Origin of the sequence: Sporosarcina newyorkensis, from assembly GCF_900167515.1 — a bacterium.
Classification (GTDB): Bacteria; Bacillota; Bacilli; order Bacillales_A; family Planococcaceae; genus Sporosarcina; species Sporosarcina newyorkensis.
Genome location: NZ_FUYJ01000001.1, coordinates 566,440 through 582,923, shown reverse-complemented (window position 1 = coordinate 582,923; position 16,484 = coordinate 566,440). Strand labels below are relative to the sequence as shown.

The 16,484-nt window shown below is 40.2% G+C and carries 16 protein-coding genes, 1 tRNA gene and 1 pseudogene; 14 read left to right on the top strand and 4 right to left on the bottom strand.

What is annotated here, in order from left to right; genetic code table 11:
• Positions 1-17: 17 nt before the first annotated feature.
• A complete protein-coding gene (locus tag B5D59_RS03130; RefSeq protein ID WP_078816819.1) occupies positions 18-458 on the top strand; it encodes an Lrp/AsnC family transcriptional regulator in 441 nt (146 codons plus the stop codon).
• Positions 459-535: 77 nt separating this feature from the next.
• Here B5D59_RS03130 and B5D59_RS03125 read toward each other — a convergent pair whose 3' ends face one another.
• Together B5D59_RS03125 and B5D59_RS03120 are read right to left on the bottom strand one after the other, a co-directional pair.
• The gene (locus tag B5D59_RS03125) at positions 536-1,717 is read right to left on the bottom strand and encodes an MFS transporter (protein WP_078816818.1); all 1,182 of its coding nucleotides are present in this window, start codon (positions 1,715-1,717) and stop codon (positions 536-538) included.
• 40 nt (positions 1,718-1,757) lie between these two features.
• The gene (locus B5D59_RS03120; protein ID WP_078816817.1) at positions 1,758-2,210 is read right to left on the bottom strand and encodes a MarR family winged helix-turn-helix transcriptional regulator; all 453 of its coding nucleotides are present in this window, start codon (positions 2,208-2,210) and stop codon (positions 1,758-1,760) included.
• A gap of 133 nt (positions 2,211-2,343) precedes the next feature.
• Between B5D59_RS03120 and B5D59_RS03115 the strand changes: the two are divergent.
• From B5D59_RS03115 to B5D59_RS18125, 13 genes and pseudogenes are all read left to right on the top strand, one after another.
• Positions 2,344-2,880, top strand: a pseudogene (locus B5D59_RS03115) (tRNA methyl transferase PRC-barrel domain-containing protein); the annotation flags it as partial.
• A gap of 452 nt (positions 2,881-3,332) precedes the next feature.
• Positions 3,333-3,902, top strand: coding sequence for a DUF4256 domain-containing protein (locus B5D59_RS03110; RefSeq protein ID WP_078816815.1), 570 nt, complete (start codon positions 3,333-3,335; stop codon positions 3,900-3,902).
• Between the two features lie 197 nt (positions 3,903-4,099).
• The gene (locus B5D59_RS03105; protein WP_078816814.1) at positions 4,100-6,133 is read left to right on the top strand and encodes a catalase; all 2,034 of its coding nucleotides are present in this window, start codon (positions 4,100-4,102) and stop codon (positions 6,131-6,133) included.
• Between the two features lie 374 nt (positions 6,134-6,507).
• Complete coding sequence (locus B5D59_RS03100; RefSeq protein ID WP_009497544.1) at positions 6,508-7,098, top strand: TetR/AcrR family transcriptional regulator; 591 nt, start codon at positions 6,508-6,510, stop codon at positions 7,096-7,098.
• Between the two features lie 27 nt (positions 7,099-7,125).
• Positions 7,126-7,893, top strand: a complete 768-nt coding sequence (locus tag B5D59_RS03095) for a 3-hydroxyacyl-CoA dehydrogenase (RefSeq protein WP_009497543.1) — start codon at positions 7,126-7,128, stop codon at positions 7,891-7,893.
• Between the two features lie 28 nt (positions 7,894-7,921).
• Positions 7,922-9,067, top strand: coding sequence for an acyl-CoA dehydrogenase family protein (locus B5D59_RS03090; RefSeq protein ID WP_078816813.1), 1,146 nt, complete (start codon positions 7,922-7,924; stop codon positions 9,065-9,067).
• A gap of 36 nt (positions 9,068-9,103) precedes the next feature.
• Positions 9,104-9,532 carry a MaoC/PaaZ C-terminal domain-containing protein gene (locus B5D59_RS03085; protein ID WP_078816812.1) on the top strand — a complete coding sequence of 143 codons (429 nt, stop codon included), beginning with the start codon at positions 9,104-9,106 and terminating at the stop codon, positions 9,530-9,532.
• A gap of 42 nt (positions 9,533-9,574) precedes the next feature.
• Complete coding sequence (locus B5D59_RS03080; protein ID WP_040759217.1) at positions 9,575-10,726, top strand: thiolase family protein; 1,152 nt, start codon at positions 9,575-9,577, stop codon at positions 10,724-10,726.
• 92 nt (positions 10,727-10,818) lie between these two features.
• A complete protein-coding gene (locus B5D59_RS03075; RefSeq protein WP_078816811.1) occupies positions 10,819-11,964 on the top strand; it encodes a CaiB/BaiF CoA transferase family protein in 1,146 nt (381 codons plus the stop codon).
• A 29-nt stretch (positions 11,965-11,993) separates the two neighbouring features.
• Positions 11,994-13,529, top strand: coding sequence for a class I adenylate-forming enzyme family protein (locus B5D59_RS03070; RefSeq protein WP_245799434.1), 1,536 nt, complete (start codon positions 11,994-11,996; stop codon positions 13,527-13,529).
• Between the two features lie 230 nt (positions 13,530-13,759).
• Entirely contained in the window at positions 13,760-14,158 is a 399-nt protein-coding gene (locus tag B5D59_RS03065) for an SET domain-containing protein (RefSeq protein ID WP_040759608.1), read from the top strand.
• A gap of 56 nt (positions 14,159-14,214) precedes the next feature.
• Positions 14,215-14,288 (top strand) — tRNA-Arg (locus B5D59_RS03060).
• 72 nt (positions 14,289-14,360) lie between these two features.
• The gene (locus B5D59_RS18125) at positions 14,361-14,510 is read left to right on the top strand and encodes a hypothetical protein (protein ID WP_176132480.1); all 150 of its coding nucleotides are present in this window, start codon (positions 14,361-14,363) and stop codon (positions 14,508-14,510) included.
• A gap of 341 nt (positions 14,511-14,851) precedes the next feature.
• Here B5D59_RS18125 and B5D59_RS03055 read toward each other — a convergent pair whose 3' ends face one another.
• Positions 14,852-15,427, bottom strand: a complete 576-nt coding sequence (locus B5D59_RS03055; protein WP_078816809.1) for a phosphatase PAP2 family protein — start codon at positions 15,425-15,427, stop codon at positions 14,852-14,854.
• A gap of 35 nt (positions 15,428-15,462) precedes the next feature.
• Positions 15,463-16,464 carry an LCP family protein gene (locus tag B5D59_RS03050; protein ID WP_078816808.1) on the bottom strand — a complete coding sequence of 334 codons (1,002 nt, stop codon included), beginning with the start codon at positions 16,462-16,464 and terminating at the stop codon, positions 15,463-15,465.
• Positions 16,465-16,484: the final 20 nt, after the last annotated feature.

The following is a 16,484-nucleotide window of genomic DNA, read 5'->3' as shown; positions in this document are numbered from 1 at the left end:
GGTGAAAGGAATGTATTATGGAACTTGATAACATTGATTTTCAGATCCTTCGGTTATTATCGGAAAATTCGCGTATTCAATGGAAAGACTTAGGCGTACAGATTCATATGACGGGACAAGCGATAGGGAATCGTATAAAAAAACTGGAAGATAGCGGAATAATTAAAGCCTACTCAATGATTGTTGATGAAATGAAATTGGGGCTTACTTATACAGCGTTTATCATTATTTATATGAAAACAACAAACCATGATGCATTTATACGATTAATGAATGATTGCAAGGAGGCAGTGGAAGTTCACCGCGTATCAGGAGAAGGCTGTTACCATATAAAAGTCAAAGTGAACTCTCAAGAACAATTGAATCTATTTCTTGATAAAATTCTCGAATATGGGAATTATGCTGTACATTTATCGATAAAAGAGATTAAACAACAACATCCGTTGAATGCTACATGAAAAAATGATTACGGTCAGTGATTTGATTATAAAATAAAAATTCACTATCAAATGAGATAGTGAATTTTTATGTTGGTTTAATTGAGGTGAGGCGTCTTTAATTTTGCACTTGAAATAATAAAGGCGGTGACAAGCACAACTGCTGCAAATACATACGGCATATTGATGTTGACGTCAAATAAAATACCGCCAATAATCGGTCCTATTATGATACCCAGGCTAGTGTAAGCAGAGTTCATATCCGCTATATACCCCTGGTTTTTCCCAGCGATTTTTGATAAAAAGGTTGTCACAGCAGGGCGTAAAATATCACCAGAGAAAAACACAATACTCGTAATGACAATCATCGTCCAGTAACCGTCTATTAAAACCGAAATGAAGATAAAAATAGCGGAAGATAGTAAGGTTAGATTTATCAGCATTCGTTCGCCAATTACATTGACCATCTTATCAAAGAATAAAATTTGAGCGACAACCCCAGCAATTGAGCCGACTGTAATAATGACCGAAATATCACGGATCGTAAAGCCAAGTTTTTCATCGACGAATAAGGCAAACATCATTTCATAAACGGCCAGTCCAAACGCTAATACGAACACAACGAGTAGGGGTGTGAAGTACTGTGGCTGAACAGATTTTTTAAACTCCTGAATAAACGCTGGTCGTACAGCGGATGATCGATTTTTTTGTAGCTGCTTTGTTGAAATCGAATCGTCTAATATTAGGAAAATAACAATGGCAGTAATCAATGATATGGCAGTAGCAAAGAAGAACGGTGCACGTATCCCAAACTCTGCAATAAATCCGCCAATTCCTGGTCCGATTATAAATCCTAAACTAATCGCAGCCGATTGGTAGCCTAACGCTTTTGCACGATTTGCTAGCGTCGTTTTATCGGCAATATACGTAACTACAGCCGGCATAATGAAGGCGGCACCTATACCGCCAAGTAGACGGCTCACAAATAATAGCCACGTTTCATTTGAAAAGCCAAACAGTGCCTCTGAAAATGAAAATATCAAAAGACCGATGACCATCATTTTTTTACGGCCGATTGAATCGACCCATACACCTGTAAAAGGGGAAGCCAGAAACTGTGAAAAAGCCATAGCAGCGAACAAATAACCGACAATAGCGCCACTCAAATTCAGATCCTTCGCAATTGATGGCATAACTGGTGAGGCAAGTCCGATCCCCAGATAAGCAATAAATAAACTAAATAATGCAAGTGCAATAGACACTTTCTCTTTTCGATTCATAATTGATTCCTTCTAATTAATTGTCAAACAATTCACGGTCCTATTCGTCGGAGGATGAAATGGATGCATTTACTTTCTTCATTGTTTGTAATACATTTTGCAATTGTTCTAAATCGATGTCAGCGAAGTGCTTCGTCATAAATTCTTTATCTGCTTCTTCACTTAACGCCTGATAAGCGAGACCTTTTTCTGCTAATTCAACGAAAAACTCGCGATGATTATTTGGATTGGACTCACGTTTGATAAAATTTAGCGCTTCGAGCTTCGATAATACTTGGCTCACTGCACTTTTAGAAATCAAGAATTTCTTGGCGATTTCATTTGCTGTGATATGTGGTTTGTCCTTCAAAAAAAATAAAATCGTATCTTGCTGTGCTGTTAAATTATAAGCATTGAACTTTTGTGCGTTTTTATTATACAAAAGATAATTTAAGTAGTATTCACTAAAAACAACAGTCAGTTCTTTAAACATTTTTTGATGATTTAAATGCATAATATCCTCCTTATACTTCGGTTAAGTAAACTGAACTTAACTGACGAAATGTATCTTATCTGTTAATGAATTTTTTGTCAACAATTTTTTCAGCTTGTTGACTTTGCAAAGGATCTTTTGCAAAAAAGCAATGAAGCAAAATCGTGGAAAATGCTTTATTGGCGAACGAAATTTCAAAGAGTTCTTAAGTGGGTATTTGCCGGCTCAAAAGGGGAATATAGAAACAATCGAGGGGAAAGTTGTTGGGCAGCATGATGGAATCGTGTACTATACGATCGGACAGAGGCATGGGTTAGGGATTGGCGGGAACGGCGATCCATGGTTTGTAATTGGAAAAGATATTGAAAGAAATGTGCTATATGTCGGACAAGGTTTCCACCATGAAATGTTATACTCAGACAGCATTATTACTGAAAATGTAAGTTGGATTTCAAAGGAAGCGATACCTGAAACATTTGAATGTACGGCTAAATTCCGCTATCGCCAATCGGATAATAAAGTAACCGTAGAACGTTTGGATGATTCCAAAGTTAAAGTTATTTTTCACGAACCGATTCGTGCCATAATTCCTGGACAAGCGGTTGTCTTCTATCAAGGACAAGAATGCCTTGGTGGAGGAACTATTGACCAAGTGTACCGCGAGGAAAGGCAACTTACGTATGTAGAATAAGACGACAGTCCTTGTGTTGCGGGTTTTGTTGGAGTGGAATCGTTATAAAAACTTGAATTTGCATATTCATTGTACTGTATGGTACTAAAATGAAACTCAAGATGGCAGGAGACTAATCGTAAATGATTAGATTTCTGCTTTTTTGAGTCTCTATACAAGACACATAATCCCGTAACTATAATTTCATTTGGATAGTTCCATGCATATAGTGTGTTTCTTGTGATTGATATAGTACAATTACAGTACCAAATTATAACGTAGATTGGTGAGCAGGGTGAAAAGCAAATTTGCTTTTTGATAATCCGGGAACAACTAGCAGGTGGTTTTTCCATTGCCTCCTATTTAAAGAGGGGGCGATTGCTTTATAACACTTTGGCGAATCCCTAATTCATTGTAGGATAAGACTTGCATTTTTCAAGCATAATCATTAACAGTTGGGAGGAATTACGATTATGACAATGAGTAATAAAAAAGAGTTATCACCCGAACAACAAGAAGAACTACTATCAATTTTGAAAGCACGTTTCGAAAAAAACATGAACCGTCATGAAGGACTGGCATGGACGGTGATACAAGCGAAGCTCGAAGCAAATCCCGAAAAACTTTGGTCACTCAATGAAATGGAATTGACTGGGGGTGAACCGGATGTCGTAGAGTATGATGAAAAGGCAGATAGTTATGCTTTTTATGATTGCTCAGCAGAAAGTCCTAAAGGGCGCAGAAGTGTGTGTTACGATCATGAAGCGCTGGAGTCGAGGAAGAAACATAAACCAGAGAATAGCGCTATGGAGATGGCAACTACCATGGGCATTGAACTGTTAACGGAAAATCAGTTCCGTGCACTACAGGAACTTGGGGATTTCGATTTGAAGACATCTAGTTGGGTCCAAACCCCCTCTGACATTAGGAAACTCGGCGGAGCCCTTTTTTGCGACCGGCGATTCGGACATGTCTTCATATATCATAATGGAGCGGAATCTTATTATGCCAGCAGAGGATTTCGTGGATGTCTCCTTGTCTGAACAGGGGAAGTCGTTATTTAAGGAGATATCTAAATTAAGTTGTTAGGATTCTAATTCAGACATCATTAAGGCAACACCATAAATAATGAACCACACATCTGTGAAAAATAGATGTGTGGTTCATTATTTTTTTACATACCTATCAGATGGATAAATTTCGTTTACAATTCATATCAATGAATGGGGAGGTATATGAAATGACAGATAAACAGAAAGATAACGAAAAAGATGAGCAACTTGAGAGTTTTCGTGTGAATGATAAGGGAAAATATATGACAACAAATCAAGGGTTAAAGGTTTCCGAGGATGAACTTTCCTTGACTGCCGGTGTCCGCGGTCCAACCTTAATGGAGGACTTTCATTTCCGGGAGAAATTAACACATTTTGATAATGAACGAATACCAGAACGGGTTGTCCATGCTAGGGGCTTTGCAGCTCACGGTGAATTTGAGTTGTACCAAGATATGTCGCGTTATACAAAAGCGAAAATATTTACTGATACATCTATAAAAACACCAGTATTTGTACGGTTCTCCACTGTTAATGGGGCAAGGGGTTCAGGAGATACGGCAAGAGATGCTCGCGGATTTGCAACAAAGTTTTACACGGAGCAAGGAAACTATGACCTCGTAGCCAATAACATCCCTGTTTTCTTTATTCAAGATGGAATAAAATTTCCAGATGTTGTTCACGCATTCAAACCAGAACCTCATAATGACATTCCTCAAGCATCTACAGCTCATGATAACTTTTGGGACTTTGTTGCCAATAATCCGGAAAATGCGCATATGGTGATGTGGATTATGTCCGATCGAGCGATTCCAAGAAGTTTTCGAATGATGGAAGGATTTGGTGTAAATACATTTCGTTTTGTTAACGCTACGGGGGAAGCATTCTTTGTTAAATTTCATTGGAAACCAAAACTCGGCGCCCACTCTTTAACTTGGGAGGAGGCCCAGAAGCTAATGGGAGTTGACCCTGATTTCCATCGCAATGATTTATGGAATGCGATTGAACGAGGGGATTATCCAGAGTTTGAGTTAGGTGTACAAATTGTAAATGAAAAAGATGAATTTACGTTTGATTTTGATTTATTAGACGCAACTAAGCTAATACCCGAGGAAGAAGTTCCGGTGATAATCATGGGAAAGATGACATTAACTAAGAACGTTGATAACTTCTTTGCTGAGACTGAGCAAGTGGCGTTTCATCCGGGGAATGTGGTACCAGGTATTGACTTTACGAATGATCCATTGCTCCAGGCGAGATTATTCTCCTATATTGACACACAATTAATACGTTTAGGTGGACCGAACTTTCATGAGATACCGATCAACCGTCCGATTTGTCCCTTCTATAATAACCAGCGTGAAGGTTATCATAGAATGACGATCAATGTTGGTCGTGTGAACTATCATCGCAACTCCTTAGCAGGGAATACACCGGCTCCCGTACCGCCTGAAGAGGGTGGTTATAAGCATTATGAAGAAAAAGTTGAGGGTCGGACAATAAGAGCAAGAAGTAAAAGTTTCACGGATTTCTTTTCTCAAGCAACTATGTTTTGGAATAGCATGAGTGGACCCGAGAGGAAACATATAATCGATGCATTTAGTTTTGAACTAGGAAAAGTAAAAAATAAATCGGTACGACAACAAAATGTAGATTTATTTGCAAATGTTGACCTTGAACTGGCTGAAACAATAGCAAGAAATATTGGGGTTTCTCCACCAACGAGTGGAGGATCGACTGTAACAAAATCTTCCCCGGCATTGAGTCAATTAAATATGCCTATGTCTGCGAAAACTCGTAAAGTAGCGATAATTGTATCGGATGGGTTTAATGGTCCTTTAGTAAAGTCAGTACTTGACTATTGGAAATCGAAAGGGCTTGTTCCGGAAATCATAAGTGAGGACCAAGGAAAAGTTCAAGGTACGAAGAACGTTCAGTTAGAAGCGACACAAAATGTATATACTGCCGATTCAGTGTTATACGATGCGGTCTATATGGTGCGGGGAAGTAGTGATGATATGGCTTTTAACCAAAAAATCGCAAATTTCCTTGATGAGGCTTTTCGTCACAAAAAGACAATTGGGGCTACTGGTCAAGGCGTACAATGGTTAAATGTCAATAATTTCATCAATAAACCAGGTGTTATTACAGATGAAAATATCCCTAATTTTGCAAATCGGTTTGTGGAAGCTGTTGCACAGCATCGTCATTGGGATAGGTAGTTTTCAATGGGAGGCGGTCCAAGGTTCCCTGAATAATAAGAGGTTGAGACAATAAAACCAACAAATTAAAATATTGGCGTCGTACTCCCACCATGTACTGGTGAAGGTACCGCGCCTATTTTTGTTTTTCCTATTCTTATATTTGTTTAGTATTCGAAGAGAATAACTTGAAAAAAATAAAGTGACACAATAACTAGCGAGACGTGTGAATAACGAGAATTTATATTTTATACTGCAAACGGATGATGACTACAAAATAAACAGAGTATTTGTAGTTTTAAAAATAATTAACAAATTATCAGAAAATTAACTTGATATTTAAAAAGTGAATGTGTAGAATAAAAATTAATCAATTAACAGGGAGGTGAATCACTGTGTCGTTGCGGCAGAAGAAGATAGCTAAGAAAAAAGAAGATATTTTACGGACAGCAGTTAGTATTCTGGCAGAAAAGGGCTATCAGGGGACGACAATGGAAGAGATTGCCTCTAGTTTATTGATGACAAAAGGATCTGTCTATTATTATTTTAAAGACAAACAGGATCTACTTTATCAGAGTCAGCTTATGCTCTTACAGCAAAGTCTGATAAATATTAAAACAATACAGCAGGAAAATTTACCGGTAGTTGATAGATTTAAAAAGGCTATGGTAGCTCATATCACCTATTTACTAGATGAAAAATCAGGGTTTGAAATGATGGTAAAGCTTGAACAGATCTTTTCAACTGAACAACTTGAAGAGATTTTTCAATTGCGAAATGATTACGAGAAATGTTTCGACCAACTAATCTTAGAGGGTATAAATGATGAAGTGTTTGAGACTGTAGAAATTACAATAGTAAGGAACACGATTTTAGGTGCCATGAACTGGGTAACTCAATGGTACTCGCCAGAAGGAAAAAAAGATGCGACAGAAATTGCTGAAACGGTTTCTGACTATTTATCACGTATCCTGGTAATAAAATAAACTACCATCATAATTGGAGGGAAACAAATGAAAGTTGAAAATGGCGTCGTAGTAGTTACAGGTGGGGCTTCAGGTCTTGGAGAAGCTACCGTAAGGCAAATCGCTTCCAAGGGAGGCAAAGCTGTTATCCTCGATCTGTCTGAGGAAAAAGCTCTTCCTCTGAAAGAGGAATTAGGGGGAAGTGTGCATTTTGTACAAACCGATGTAACCGATGAGATCAGCGTACAGCAGGCCTTGGATGAGACAGTTGAAAAGTATGGGAAAATTAATGCGCTCGTAAATTGTGCAGGTATTGGCGTAGCGGAAAAGACGATCGGCAAAAAAGGGGTACATAGTTTATCTCGTTTTGCAAAAGTTGTCCAAGTGAATTTAATTGGTACATTTAATGTCATTCGACTGACATCAGAAATAATGGCTAAAAACGAACCGAATGAGGATGGTGAGCGTGGGGTAATCGTTAATACGGCATCTGTTGCTGCCTTTGATGGGCAAATTGGTCAGGTTGCCTACAGTGCTTCGAAGGGTGGGATTGTAGGAATGACATTACCGATTGCACGAGATCTTGCTCCGCTCGGTATTCGGGTAATGACAGTAGCACCTGGTTTATTCGATACTCCATTATTTGCTTCATTGCCGGAAGAGGCAAAATCCGCATTGGGCAAAATGACACCGTTTCCATCCCGTCTAGGTTTTCCTGCTGAGTATGCACTTCTGGTAAGCAGTATTATGGAAAATCCAATGTTAAACGGCGAAACCATTCGTCTTGATGGCGCGATCAGAATGCAACCACGATAAGGATAGCCTTAAATAAGGAGGAAATCATATGGAAAGAGCCTATTTACATGGAGAACATGAAATATTCCGTCGTTCACTACGAAAGTTTCTTGAGAAGGAAGCTTTTCCATACTATGAGCAATGGGAGAGTGAGAAACAAGTTCCCAGATCTTTTTGGAAAAAGGCGGGGGCACAAGGCTATCTTTGTCCTTGGGCTGATGAAAAACACGGGGCGTTTCAAACTGATTTTGGTTATACTGTTGTCCTTAGTGAGGAATTCGAACGTGTAGGAACCGGAATGATCGGTGTAGGTCTCCATAATGATATTGTAATGCCGTACATTGCGTCTTATGGGACAATTGCACAAAAAGCAGCTTGGATGCCTGGCGCAATCACCGGAGATTTAATTTCTGCTATAGCTATGACGGAACCGGGAACTGGATCGGACTTGGCCGCAGTCAAAACGACTGCAATTAAAGATGGCGATGTGTATATCTTAAATGGGGAAAAATCTTTTATTACGAATGGACACAGTGCCGATTTAGTTATCGTCGTTTGTAAAACAAACCCTAAAGCTCAGCCTGCTCACAAGGGCATCAGTCTGATTGTAGTAGAAACTGGGACGCCAGGATTTACAAAAGGTAAAAAGCTGCGGAAAGTCGGACAGCATGCTAATGATACATGTGAATTAATTTTCGAAGACGCACGTGTTCCAGCCAGCAATTTACTGGGTGAAGAGGGGAAGGGTTTTTATTATTTAATGGAAAAGCTGCAGCAGGAACGTTTGATGGTTGCCATTCAAAGTATAGCAGCATCGGAAATTATGCTGGATTCAACCATTGACTATGTTAAACAACGAAAAGCTTTTGGCCGCAGTATCAGTCAGTTCCAAAATACGCAGTTTAAGCTTGCGGAACTGAAGACTGAAATTCAGATCGGCAGGACATTTATTGACCGACTGATTGTTGACCATGTTGCAGGAAAAGATGTCGTGACCGAAGTATCGATGGCGAAATGGTGGACGACTGATCTAGCAAAGAAAGTGGCAAATGAATGTATGCAGCTGCATGGCGGCTATGGGTATATGGAAGAGTACGATATCGCGAGAAGATATCGTGATGTGGCAGTTTCAACTATTTATGCAGGTTCCAATGAAATCATGAAAGTGATCATTGCGAAAAACATGGGATTATAGAGGCTGACTGCATGTAATTGAAAGAGGAGAATAATATTGAAATTTGATGCATTTTCTATCGGACAGGAATTCCACACGGAACCTGTCATGATAACAAAAGAGGACATTATTGCGTTCGGAGAGAAATATGATCCTCAATATTTCCATATTGATGAACAAGCTGCTGCAAACAGCCTGTTTGGCTCATTGATTGCGTCAGGATTTCATACGCTTGCCGTTGTCTGGTCAGAGTGGATTAAAATGGATATCCTTTCTGAAGATTGCCTTGGCGGTGTGGGAGCGGATGAAATCAGGTGGAAAAAACCAGTAAGAGCAAACGATTGGCTGGCAGGCCGATTTACTGTAGCAGCTAAAAAGATAGACTCCAATGGAAAACGCGGACTTCTGACATTGAAAATCATTATTAAGAATCAGCGGGATGAGGAAGTATTAACTTGCAGTACAAATGTATATGTGCAGGCTTAAATATAAGGGCTTACAGAATGCTTGATGGAAAGGGAGTTAGCTATGCGTGAAGCAGTAATTATTGAGGCAGTCAGGACGCCTGTTGGCAGAAGAAACGGATTATTAAGCGGAATACGGGCAGAGGAATTGGCTGCAAAGCCTTTAGAGGAAGTATTGAAACGGGCAGGTATTTCTGCAGAATTGGTGGAAGATGTTATTTTCGGCTGTGTATCGCAAGTTGGAGAGCAGGCTTTTGATATTGCTAGACAAGCAGCGTTGATTGCCGGTTTTCCAGTGGATGTTCCGGGCACAACAATTGATCGGCAGTGTGGTTCGAGTCAGCAAGCGGTTCATTTTGCTTCACAAGCGATTATTAGCGGTGATATGGATGTTGTGATTGCCGGTGGAATTGAAAGTATGTCGCGTGTGCCAATGGGATCCAATATGCAAGGCGTACAGCTTAGTGAAGCATTAACTTCAAAGTACGAGATCATTAATCAAGGCATATCCGCCGAGCGAGTCGCGGATAAATGGAATATAAGCCGTGAAGAAATGGATGAATTCTCATTGGAAAGCCATAGAAAGGCAATTAAGGCTCGTAAGGAAGGACGTTTTGTAGAAGAAATCATGCCGTTAGAGGTAGCACTTCCAGATGGGACAATGACTGTGATGAAAGATGATGAAGGTCCTAGAGAAAATACAAATCTCGAGAAACTTAGCGGGATTAAGCCGGCTTTTCGGGAGGACGGCAGCGTAACAGCGGGTAATTCCAGTCAAATCAGTGATGGCGCTGTTGCGATATTAATGATGTCGCGAGAGAAGGCCGTTGAACTTGGATTAAAGCCGAGATTTCGTGTAATTGCGCGAACTGTTGTAGGATCCGATCCGACACTCATGTTGACAGGACCCATTCCTGCAACAGAAAAAGTACTGCAAAAAGCGGCATTGACGCTTGGAGATATCGACATTTTCGAAGTCAATGAAGCGTTTGCATCGGTTCCGCTCGCCTGGCTTAAGGAATTTGATATCGATCCGGCAAAACTGAATCCAAATGGCGGTGCGATTGCGTTAGGCCACCCTCTTGGTGCAAGTGGCGGACGTCTGATGACCACCATGCTGCATGAATTGGAGAGAAGCAATGGACGGTATGGACTGCAGACCATGTGTGAAGGCCATGGGATGGCAAATGCGACCATTGTAGAGCGACTTGATTAGTAAATTGTAAGTTGCCTGTCGTTTTATCATTTTACTAGAGTGACAGTTACCTTATAATATTTGCGCAATTAATTTTGTCTGGAGGTGTTCGTGTGGTATTAACGTCTATTCGTGTTCTCGATTTAACCCGCCTGTTGCCGGGACCGTATTGTACGATGTTACTTGCAGATTTCGGCGCGGAAGTGATAAAAATAGAGGACCCAAAAATCGGTGATTATGCAAGAATGTACGAACCTAAATTAGACGAGGACAGTGCACTTTTTCATTCGCTCAATAGAAATAAGAAAAGTGTTTGCCTTGATTTAAAAACAGAAGAAGGTAAACACAATTTTATAAAAATGGTCGAGAACGCAGATATAGTGGTAGAGTCATTTCGTCCGGGGGTTATGGAACGACTCGGCTTGGGTTATCAAACGCTGAAACTAGTAAACCCACGCCTTATTTATTGTGCGGTGACAGGTTACGGGCAAACAGGTCCCTATAAAGATTTTCCAGGACATGATATTAATTATTTGAGTTTTGCCGGCCTGCTCAATTTGATGGGAGAAAAGGATGGGAAACCGATCGTACCTTCCACGCAAATAGCCGATATTGGCGGTGGGGCCCTGCCGGCAGCAGTAGGTATTTTATTAGCTTTATTTGAGAGAGAAAGATCAGGAAAAGGGCAGTTTGTCGACATCTCCATGTTGGATGGCGTGATTTCCTGGTTGCAGACGATCCTCCCGAACTATTTAGCCGACTCTGTGACGACCAAACGAGGAGAACAAATGTTGTCCGGCGGGCTTGCTGCTTACAGCATTTATGAAACAAAGGACGCGCGCTTCCTTTCTGTAGGGGCACTCGAGGAAAAATTTTGGCAAGCGTTTTGTCATGGGATAGGAAGAAGTGATTTTATCCCTCGTATATTGGCACCTCCCCACGAACAACATCGCCTAAAATACGAAATACAAACGATAATCTATCAAAAAACACTGGCTGAGTGGATGGAGATATTTGAGAATAAAGAAGCCTGTGTCACTCCAGTGTTAACACTGGAGGAAATGACAAGCGACCCTCAAATAATGGCGCGTGAAATGATTCAATCCATGAAACACGAAACTTTAGGAACGATAAAACAAATTGGTATTCCCATTAAACTTTCTGAGACACCTGGTGTAATTCGTTTCATAGCACCAAAACTGGGTGAACATACAGAAGAAATCTTGAAGGAAGTAAATGCCGCTCGAAAAAAAGTATAAGTACATTATATTTTTCTGGAGGAATGTTCATGGATATTGGGACTACTTTAGCGAGGAACGCACGTCGGACGCCGGATAAAGAAGCAATTTATTTTAAGGATCACGTATACACATATGGTCGATTGAATCGGGAAGTAAATAAACTTGCACATGGATTGATTGCAAGAGGAATTGAAAAAGGAGACAAAGTTGCACTTTTGATGAAAAATTCCGACATGTTCGTAATTGCATTTTATGCAGTTATGAAAGTCGGAGGTGTAGCTGTTCCAATTAATTTCCGATTGACCCAAGAGGAAGTTCGGTATATTCTGGATGACTCCGATGCGTCCGCTGTATTCTTTGATGAAGAGTATGCGATGTTAGTCAATCAGGCTGCTGCGGATAACCAAAAAGTTATATTTCAGGTTTCTGTCGGAGAAAAAGTAGTAGGTGAACAAATCAAAATGGCAGAAATACTGACGAAAAATGACGAGGACCCGCCTATTGAAGTGGATGAATCCGACGATGCAGAAATTTTATACACCTCTGGCACGACCGGACGTCCAAAAGGAGCTTTATTCGATCATCATCGGGTTCTTCATGTAGCGTTTTCTACCGCGATTATGATGAAAATTAGTCCGGATGATAATCTGCTGCACGTAGCGCCACTTTTCCACTCAGCTCAACTCAACTTATTTATGATTACTGGGACGTTTTTAGGAAGTACTCAGGTAATTCATCAGGAATTCGACCCGCGTCACGTACTCCAATCAATCGAAAAATATAAAATTAACATTTTCTTCGCCGTTCCAACCATGTACAATTATTTGCTTTTAGTTCCTGATAGAGAGAGTTTTGACCTAACATCCGTAAAGAGATGCGGGTATGGTGCAGCACCCATGCCGGTTGCCCTGTTGGAAAAGTCTATTGCCATGTTTAAGAATGATCAGTTTCATAACATGTGCGGCTTAACCGAGGCGGGTCCGGGAGGTATTATATTACCGCCTGAAAAACATAAGGATAAAATAGGTGCAGGCGGAAAAGCCATGCTGAATACAGAAGTAAGGGTAGTAAGCGATACAGGTGATGATGTACTGCCGGGTCAAGTAGGAGAATTCATTATCAAAAGTGAGATGGTGATGAAGGGGTATTATAAAAACCCTGAGGAAACAAGAAAAGCGCTTCGTGATGGCTGGCTGTATACCGGAGATCTTGCGTTAATAGATGAAGAAGGCTATATTACACTGGTAGACCGTAAGAAAGACATGATTATCTCTGGTGGCGAAAATGTTTATTCTACTGAGGTAGAACAGATTCTATATAAACATCCAAAATTATTGGATGCAGCAATTATTGGCTTGCCAGATGAGTTGTGGGGAGAAAAGGTTGTGGCAATCGTTGTTCCGAATGAAGGAGAAGTAGTGGATGAGGAGGAAATAAAAACTTTTTGCGGGCAACATCTCGCAAAGTATAAAGTTCCCACCCAAATTTTTGTGGAAAAACAGATTCCACGTAATGCATCAGGTAAGGTATTGAAATATCGAATCCGGGAAGCACTTTCCAATGGTAAACCGGTCATTAATTGAACCAGATTAAGAAAGGGATTTCAAATGATGAATAAGCGGCTAACGTTAGCGTCTTTAGAACCGGTTAAGGGAATACCCCTTAGCCGGTTTTACGTGTTTCTTACCGGCCTTGATTTATGTTAACTAACCGTCGAAAAGTTATACCTAATAATTCAAATTAGAAAAGAGCAATACGGCTGAATTAATGCTATACTTACTAAGTATAATTTACAAGCGAGTAGGTGAGCGATATAATAGAAGTGAAACGATCTCCTGTCAGTGACGGAGAATTCAACAGGGGAGTATTCGCAACATGCGACATCAAAAAAGGCCAGCTCTTGCACGAGGCGCCTGTCATTGCGTACCCGAATGAACAACACCAACATATTGAAAAAACAATACTTGCCGACTACGCTTTCGAATACGGTATGAATCATACGGCAATCCTTTTAGGTTATGGAATGTTATTCAACCATTCATATGAACCGAATGCAACGTACGACATTAACTTTGATCACCATACCTTTGATTTCTTTGCACACAAAGACATCAAAGCAGGTGAAGAAATTCTGATCAACTATAACGGTGATGTGGATGATCAAGAACAACTATGGTTTAATGAAGATTACGATGGAACTGCAAATGATTAATATTGGAACTTCGATTCTATACCTGAATCGAAGTTGTTAATCATTTTTATTACTGTGTCCTAGTAGCTCAGCTGGATAGAGCAACACCCTCCTAAGGTGTAGGTCGGGGGTTCAAATCCCTCCTGGGACGTAATTTAAATTAGTCGCGAACATTTTAGTTGTTGAATAAATTTTCTTTAAAAGAAGAGAGTAGGTGAACAAAGTGGGGAAATATCAATTGGATGCTAAAGGTCAGGCAGCTGTGACAAAGTATCATGAAAAACACAAGCCTGCCAAATTTGATAAAAAGCAACAACTTGAAAAAATACGTGCGGAGTATTTGGAAAAGAAGCAAAAACAAACAGATAAATAAAAGGAAGAAACATCTTCAAAATTATCAAAAATAGACCAACGGCAAAAGGCTATTTTAGAATTAGTGACGGTATAACACTTGTTTAAGTATTTAATATATTATAATTTAAAAGAGTGTATAGAGCAGATTCATGCGGTTGAAAAGCAAGAGAATAAGAGCAGCAATGAGGCGAGTAAACTAAGTGTTTATCTCGTTTTTTTATTTGTATTGTCAAAACTGAAATTGCCATTTGAGAACATCCGTTGAGCGTTCCTAAATTTGAACGAATCCCTTCTGAGAAGTCAAATAATACAAAAAAGAACGCTGATCCACTCAGCGTTCTTTTTGTAAACCATTTACCATTATACAGCATGCGATCCCCTGCGTGTAAACAACCGAATAATCCAATTAAATAAAGGCTCGATCAAACGACGTTGCCAAATAATCAAAAATGCAACTACAAGTGCAATGAAAGCGCCCGTCAATACATCGGTAGGATAATGGACACCAACGAATATTCGTGACAATGCCATCAGTCCTGCAAACACTAGAAGCACAGCGCCCATTTTTCTGCGTTTCCAGAAGAGGGCAAGGGCTAGGGCAAAGGAACCGGCAGTGTGATTACTTGGAAATGAAGGGTCGGAATCTAATTTGTCTACTAACATGGTGACATCATGGTTGACGAAAGGTCGTGAGCGGAAAAACGACATCTCAATGACCTTATCAATCCCGATTGTGACCACGGCAATCGTAAAAGCAAACAGCACGATTTTTCGGTTTTCTGCACGGTTTCCGTGTTTCGTGAACCATAGCCAGACGAAAAACAATCCGAATAAAAGCGGACCGTATTTCGTGAAAAATACAACGGATTGATCCAGTATATTATTGTGACCGGCAAATTGATTGATTGCTTCAAAAATCTTAAAGTCTAAATTCATTTGTTTTAATCCTCACGTTCTGTTTCGATAAATCATCATTCTTCATCATTTTTATTTGACGCTAAAAAGTCTTTTAGGATTTCTTTATTTTCTTCGAGATTAATATCCAATACAGCGCCTACATTTACACGTTTATCGGTGTAGGAGCCTTCTACAGGTATGCGCAACGTCTCCATTTCTTTGGATTTCCCACCTGTCACCATACCTTTGCCGATTGCAAACAATATTTTACTATCTATATTCGTATTGAGATAGGAATCGACCACGCCAAGTAGTTTTGGTAAATTTAAGAGGGTGTGGACACTGATGGCCTGTTCTTTTAGTTTAGACAACGCTTCTTGCTGACGCTCTACCCTGCCAAAATCGCTATGGATGTCATGTCGGAAACGGACATACGCAAGCAGCTGTTCACCATTAAGATGTTGTTCGCCTGGTTCCAGTGTCATACCGATACCGTGCGACATTGGATAGGGGATATCGACATGTATGCCGTCAGGTGCAATCACATCTACAATCTTCGTAAAACCCTCGAAATCGACGATTGCATAATATTGAACATCTATGTCGAAATTTTGCTTGATGGTTTTGCGGACTAATTCAGGACCACCAAGGAAAAATGCTGCATTTATCTTCTGCATTCCATATTCAGGAACCTCGACATATGTATCTCTCATAAGGGAGACTAGCTTTACTTTATTCGTATGTTGATCGTAATGGCCGATCATCAGGGCATCTGATCGTGCATCTTCCTCATCCGCTCTGGCATCGTTACCGATTAGCAGTACGTTTATTTCACCAAACTGAGGATCCGCGCCTTCAAACGGTTCGAACTTCGTATTCAAATCCCCATTGCCGCTCGAATTGCTATTCAGTTCAGTGTGGACGTTGCTCGTCGTATCCCCATTTGCCAAAGATACTCCACTAGTATATTGATTCACAAAGTAGATAGCACCTGCTAGTAGTATGAACGCAAAAATCAGGAAAAAGTTCCTCCGACCCTTGCTTTTCTTCCTCCTTCTCTTGCTTCTCGTCTCCATCCTTATCACCTGCTAACTTG

Excerpts from the sequence above, each read along its gene's own strand:
- B5D59_RS03050 (WP_078816808.1), bottom strand. The coding sequence starts at position 16,464 with ATGGAGACGAGAAGCAAGAGAAGGAGGAAGAAAAGCAAGGGTCGGAGG.
- B5D59_RS03130 (WP_078816819.1), top strand. The coding sequence starts at position 18 with ATGGAACTTGATAACATTGATTTTCAGATCCTTCGGTTATTATCGGAA.
- B5D59_RS03080 (WP_040759217.1), top strand. The coding sequence starts at position 9,575 with ATGCGTGAAGCAGTAATTATTGAGGCAGTCAGGACGCCTGTTGGCAGA.
- B5D59_RS03110 (WP_078816815.1), top strand. The coding sequence starts at position 3,333 with ATGACAATGAGTAATAAAAAAGAGTTATCACCCGAACAACAAGAAGAA.
- B5D59_RS03095 (WP_009497543.1), top strand. The coding sequence starts at position 7,126 with ATGAAAGTTGAAAATGGCGTCGTAGTAGTTACAGGTGGGGCTTCAGGT.
- B5D59_RS03055 (WP_078816809.1), bottom strand. The coding sequence starts at position 15,427 with ATGAATTTAGACTTTAAGATTTTTGAAGCAATCAATCAATTTGCCGGT.
- B5D59_RS03070 (WP_245799434.1), top strand. The coding sequence starts at position 11,994 with ATGGATATTGGGACTACTTTAGCGAGGAACGCACGTCGGACGCCGGAT.
- B5D59_RS03090 (WP_078816813.1), top strand. The coding sequence starts at position 7,922 with ATGGAAAGAGCCTATTTACATGGAGAACATGAAATATTCCGTCGTTCA.
- B5D59_RS03125 (WP_078816818.1), bottom strand. The coding sequence starts at position 1,717 with ATGAATCGAAAAGAGAAAGTGTCTATTGCACTTGCATTATTTAGTTTA.
- B5D59_RS03105 (WP_078816814.1), top strand. The coding sequence starts at position 4,100 with ATGACAGATAAACAGAAAGATAACGAAAAAGATGAGCAACTTGAGAGT.
- B5D59_RS03120 (WP_078816817.1), bottom strand. The coding sequence starts at position 2,210 with ATGCATTTAAATCATCAAAAAATGTTTAAAGAACTGACTGTTGTTTTT.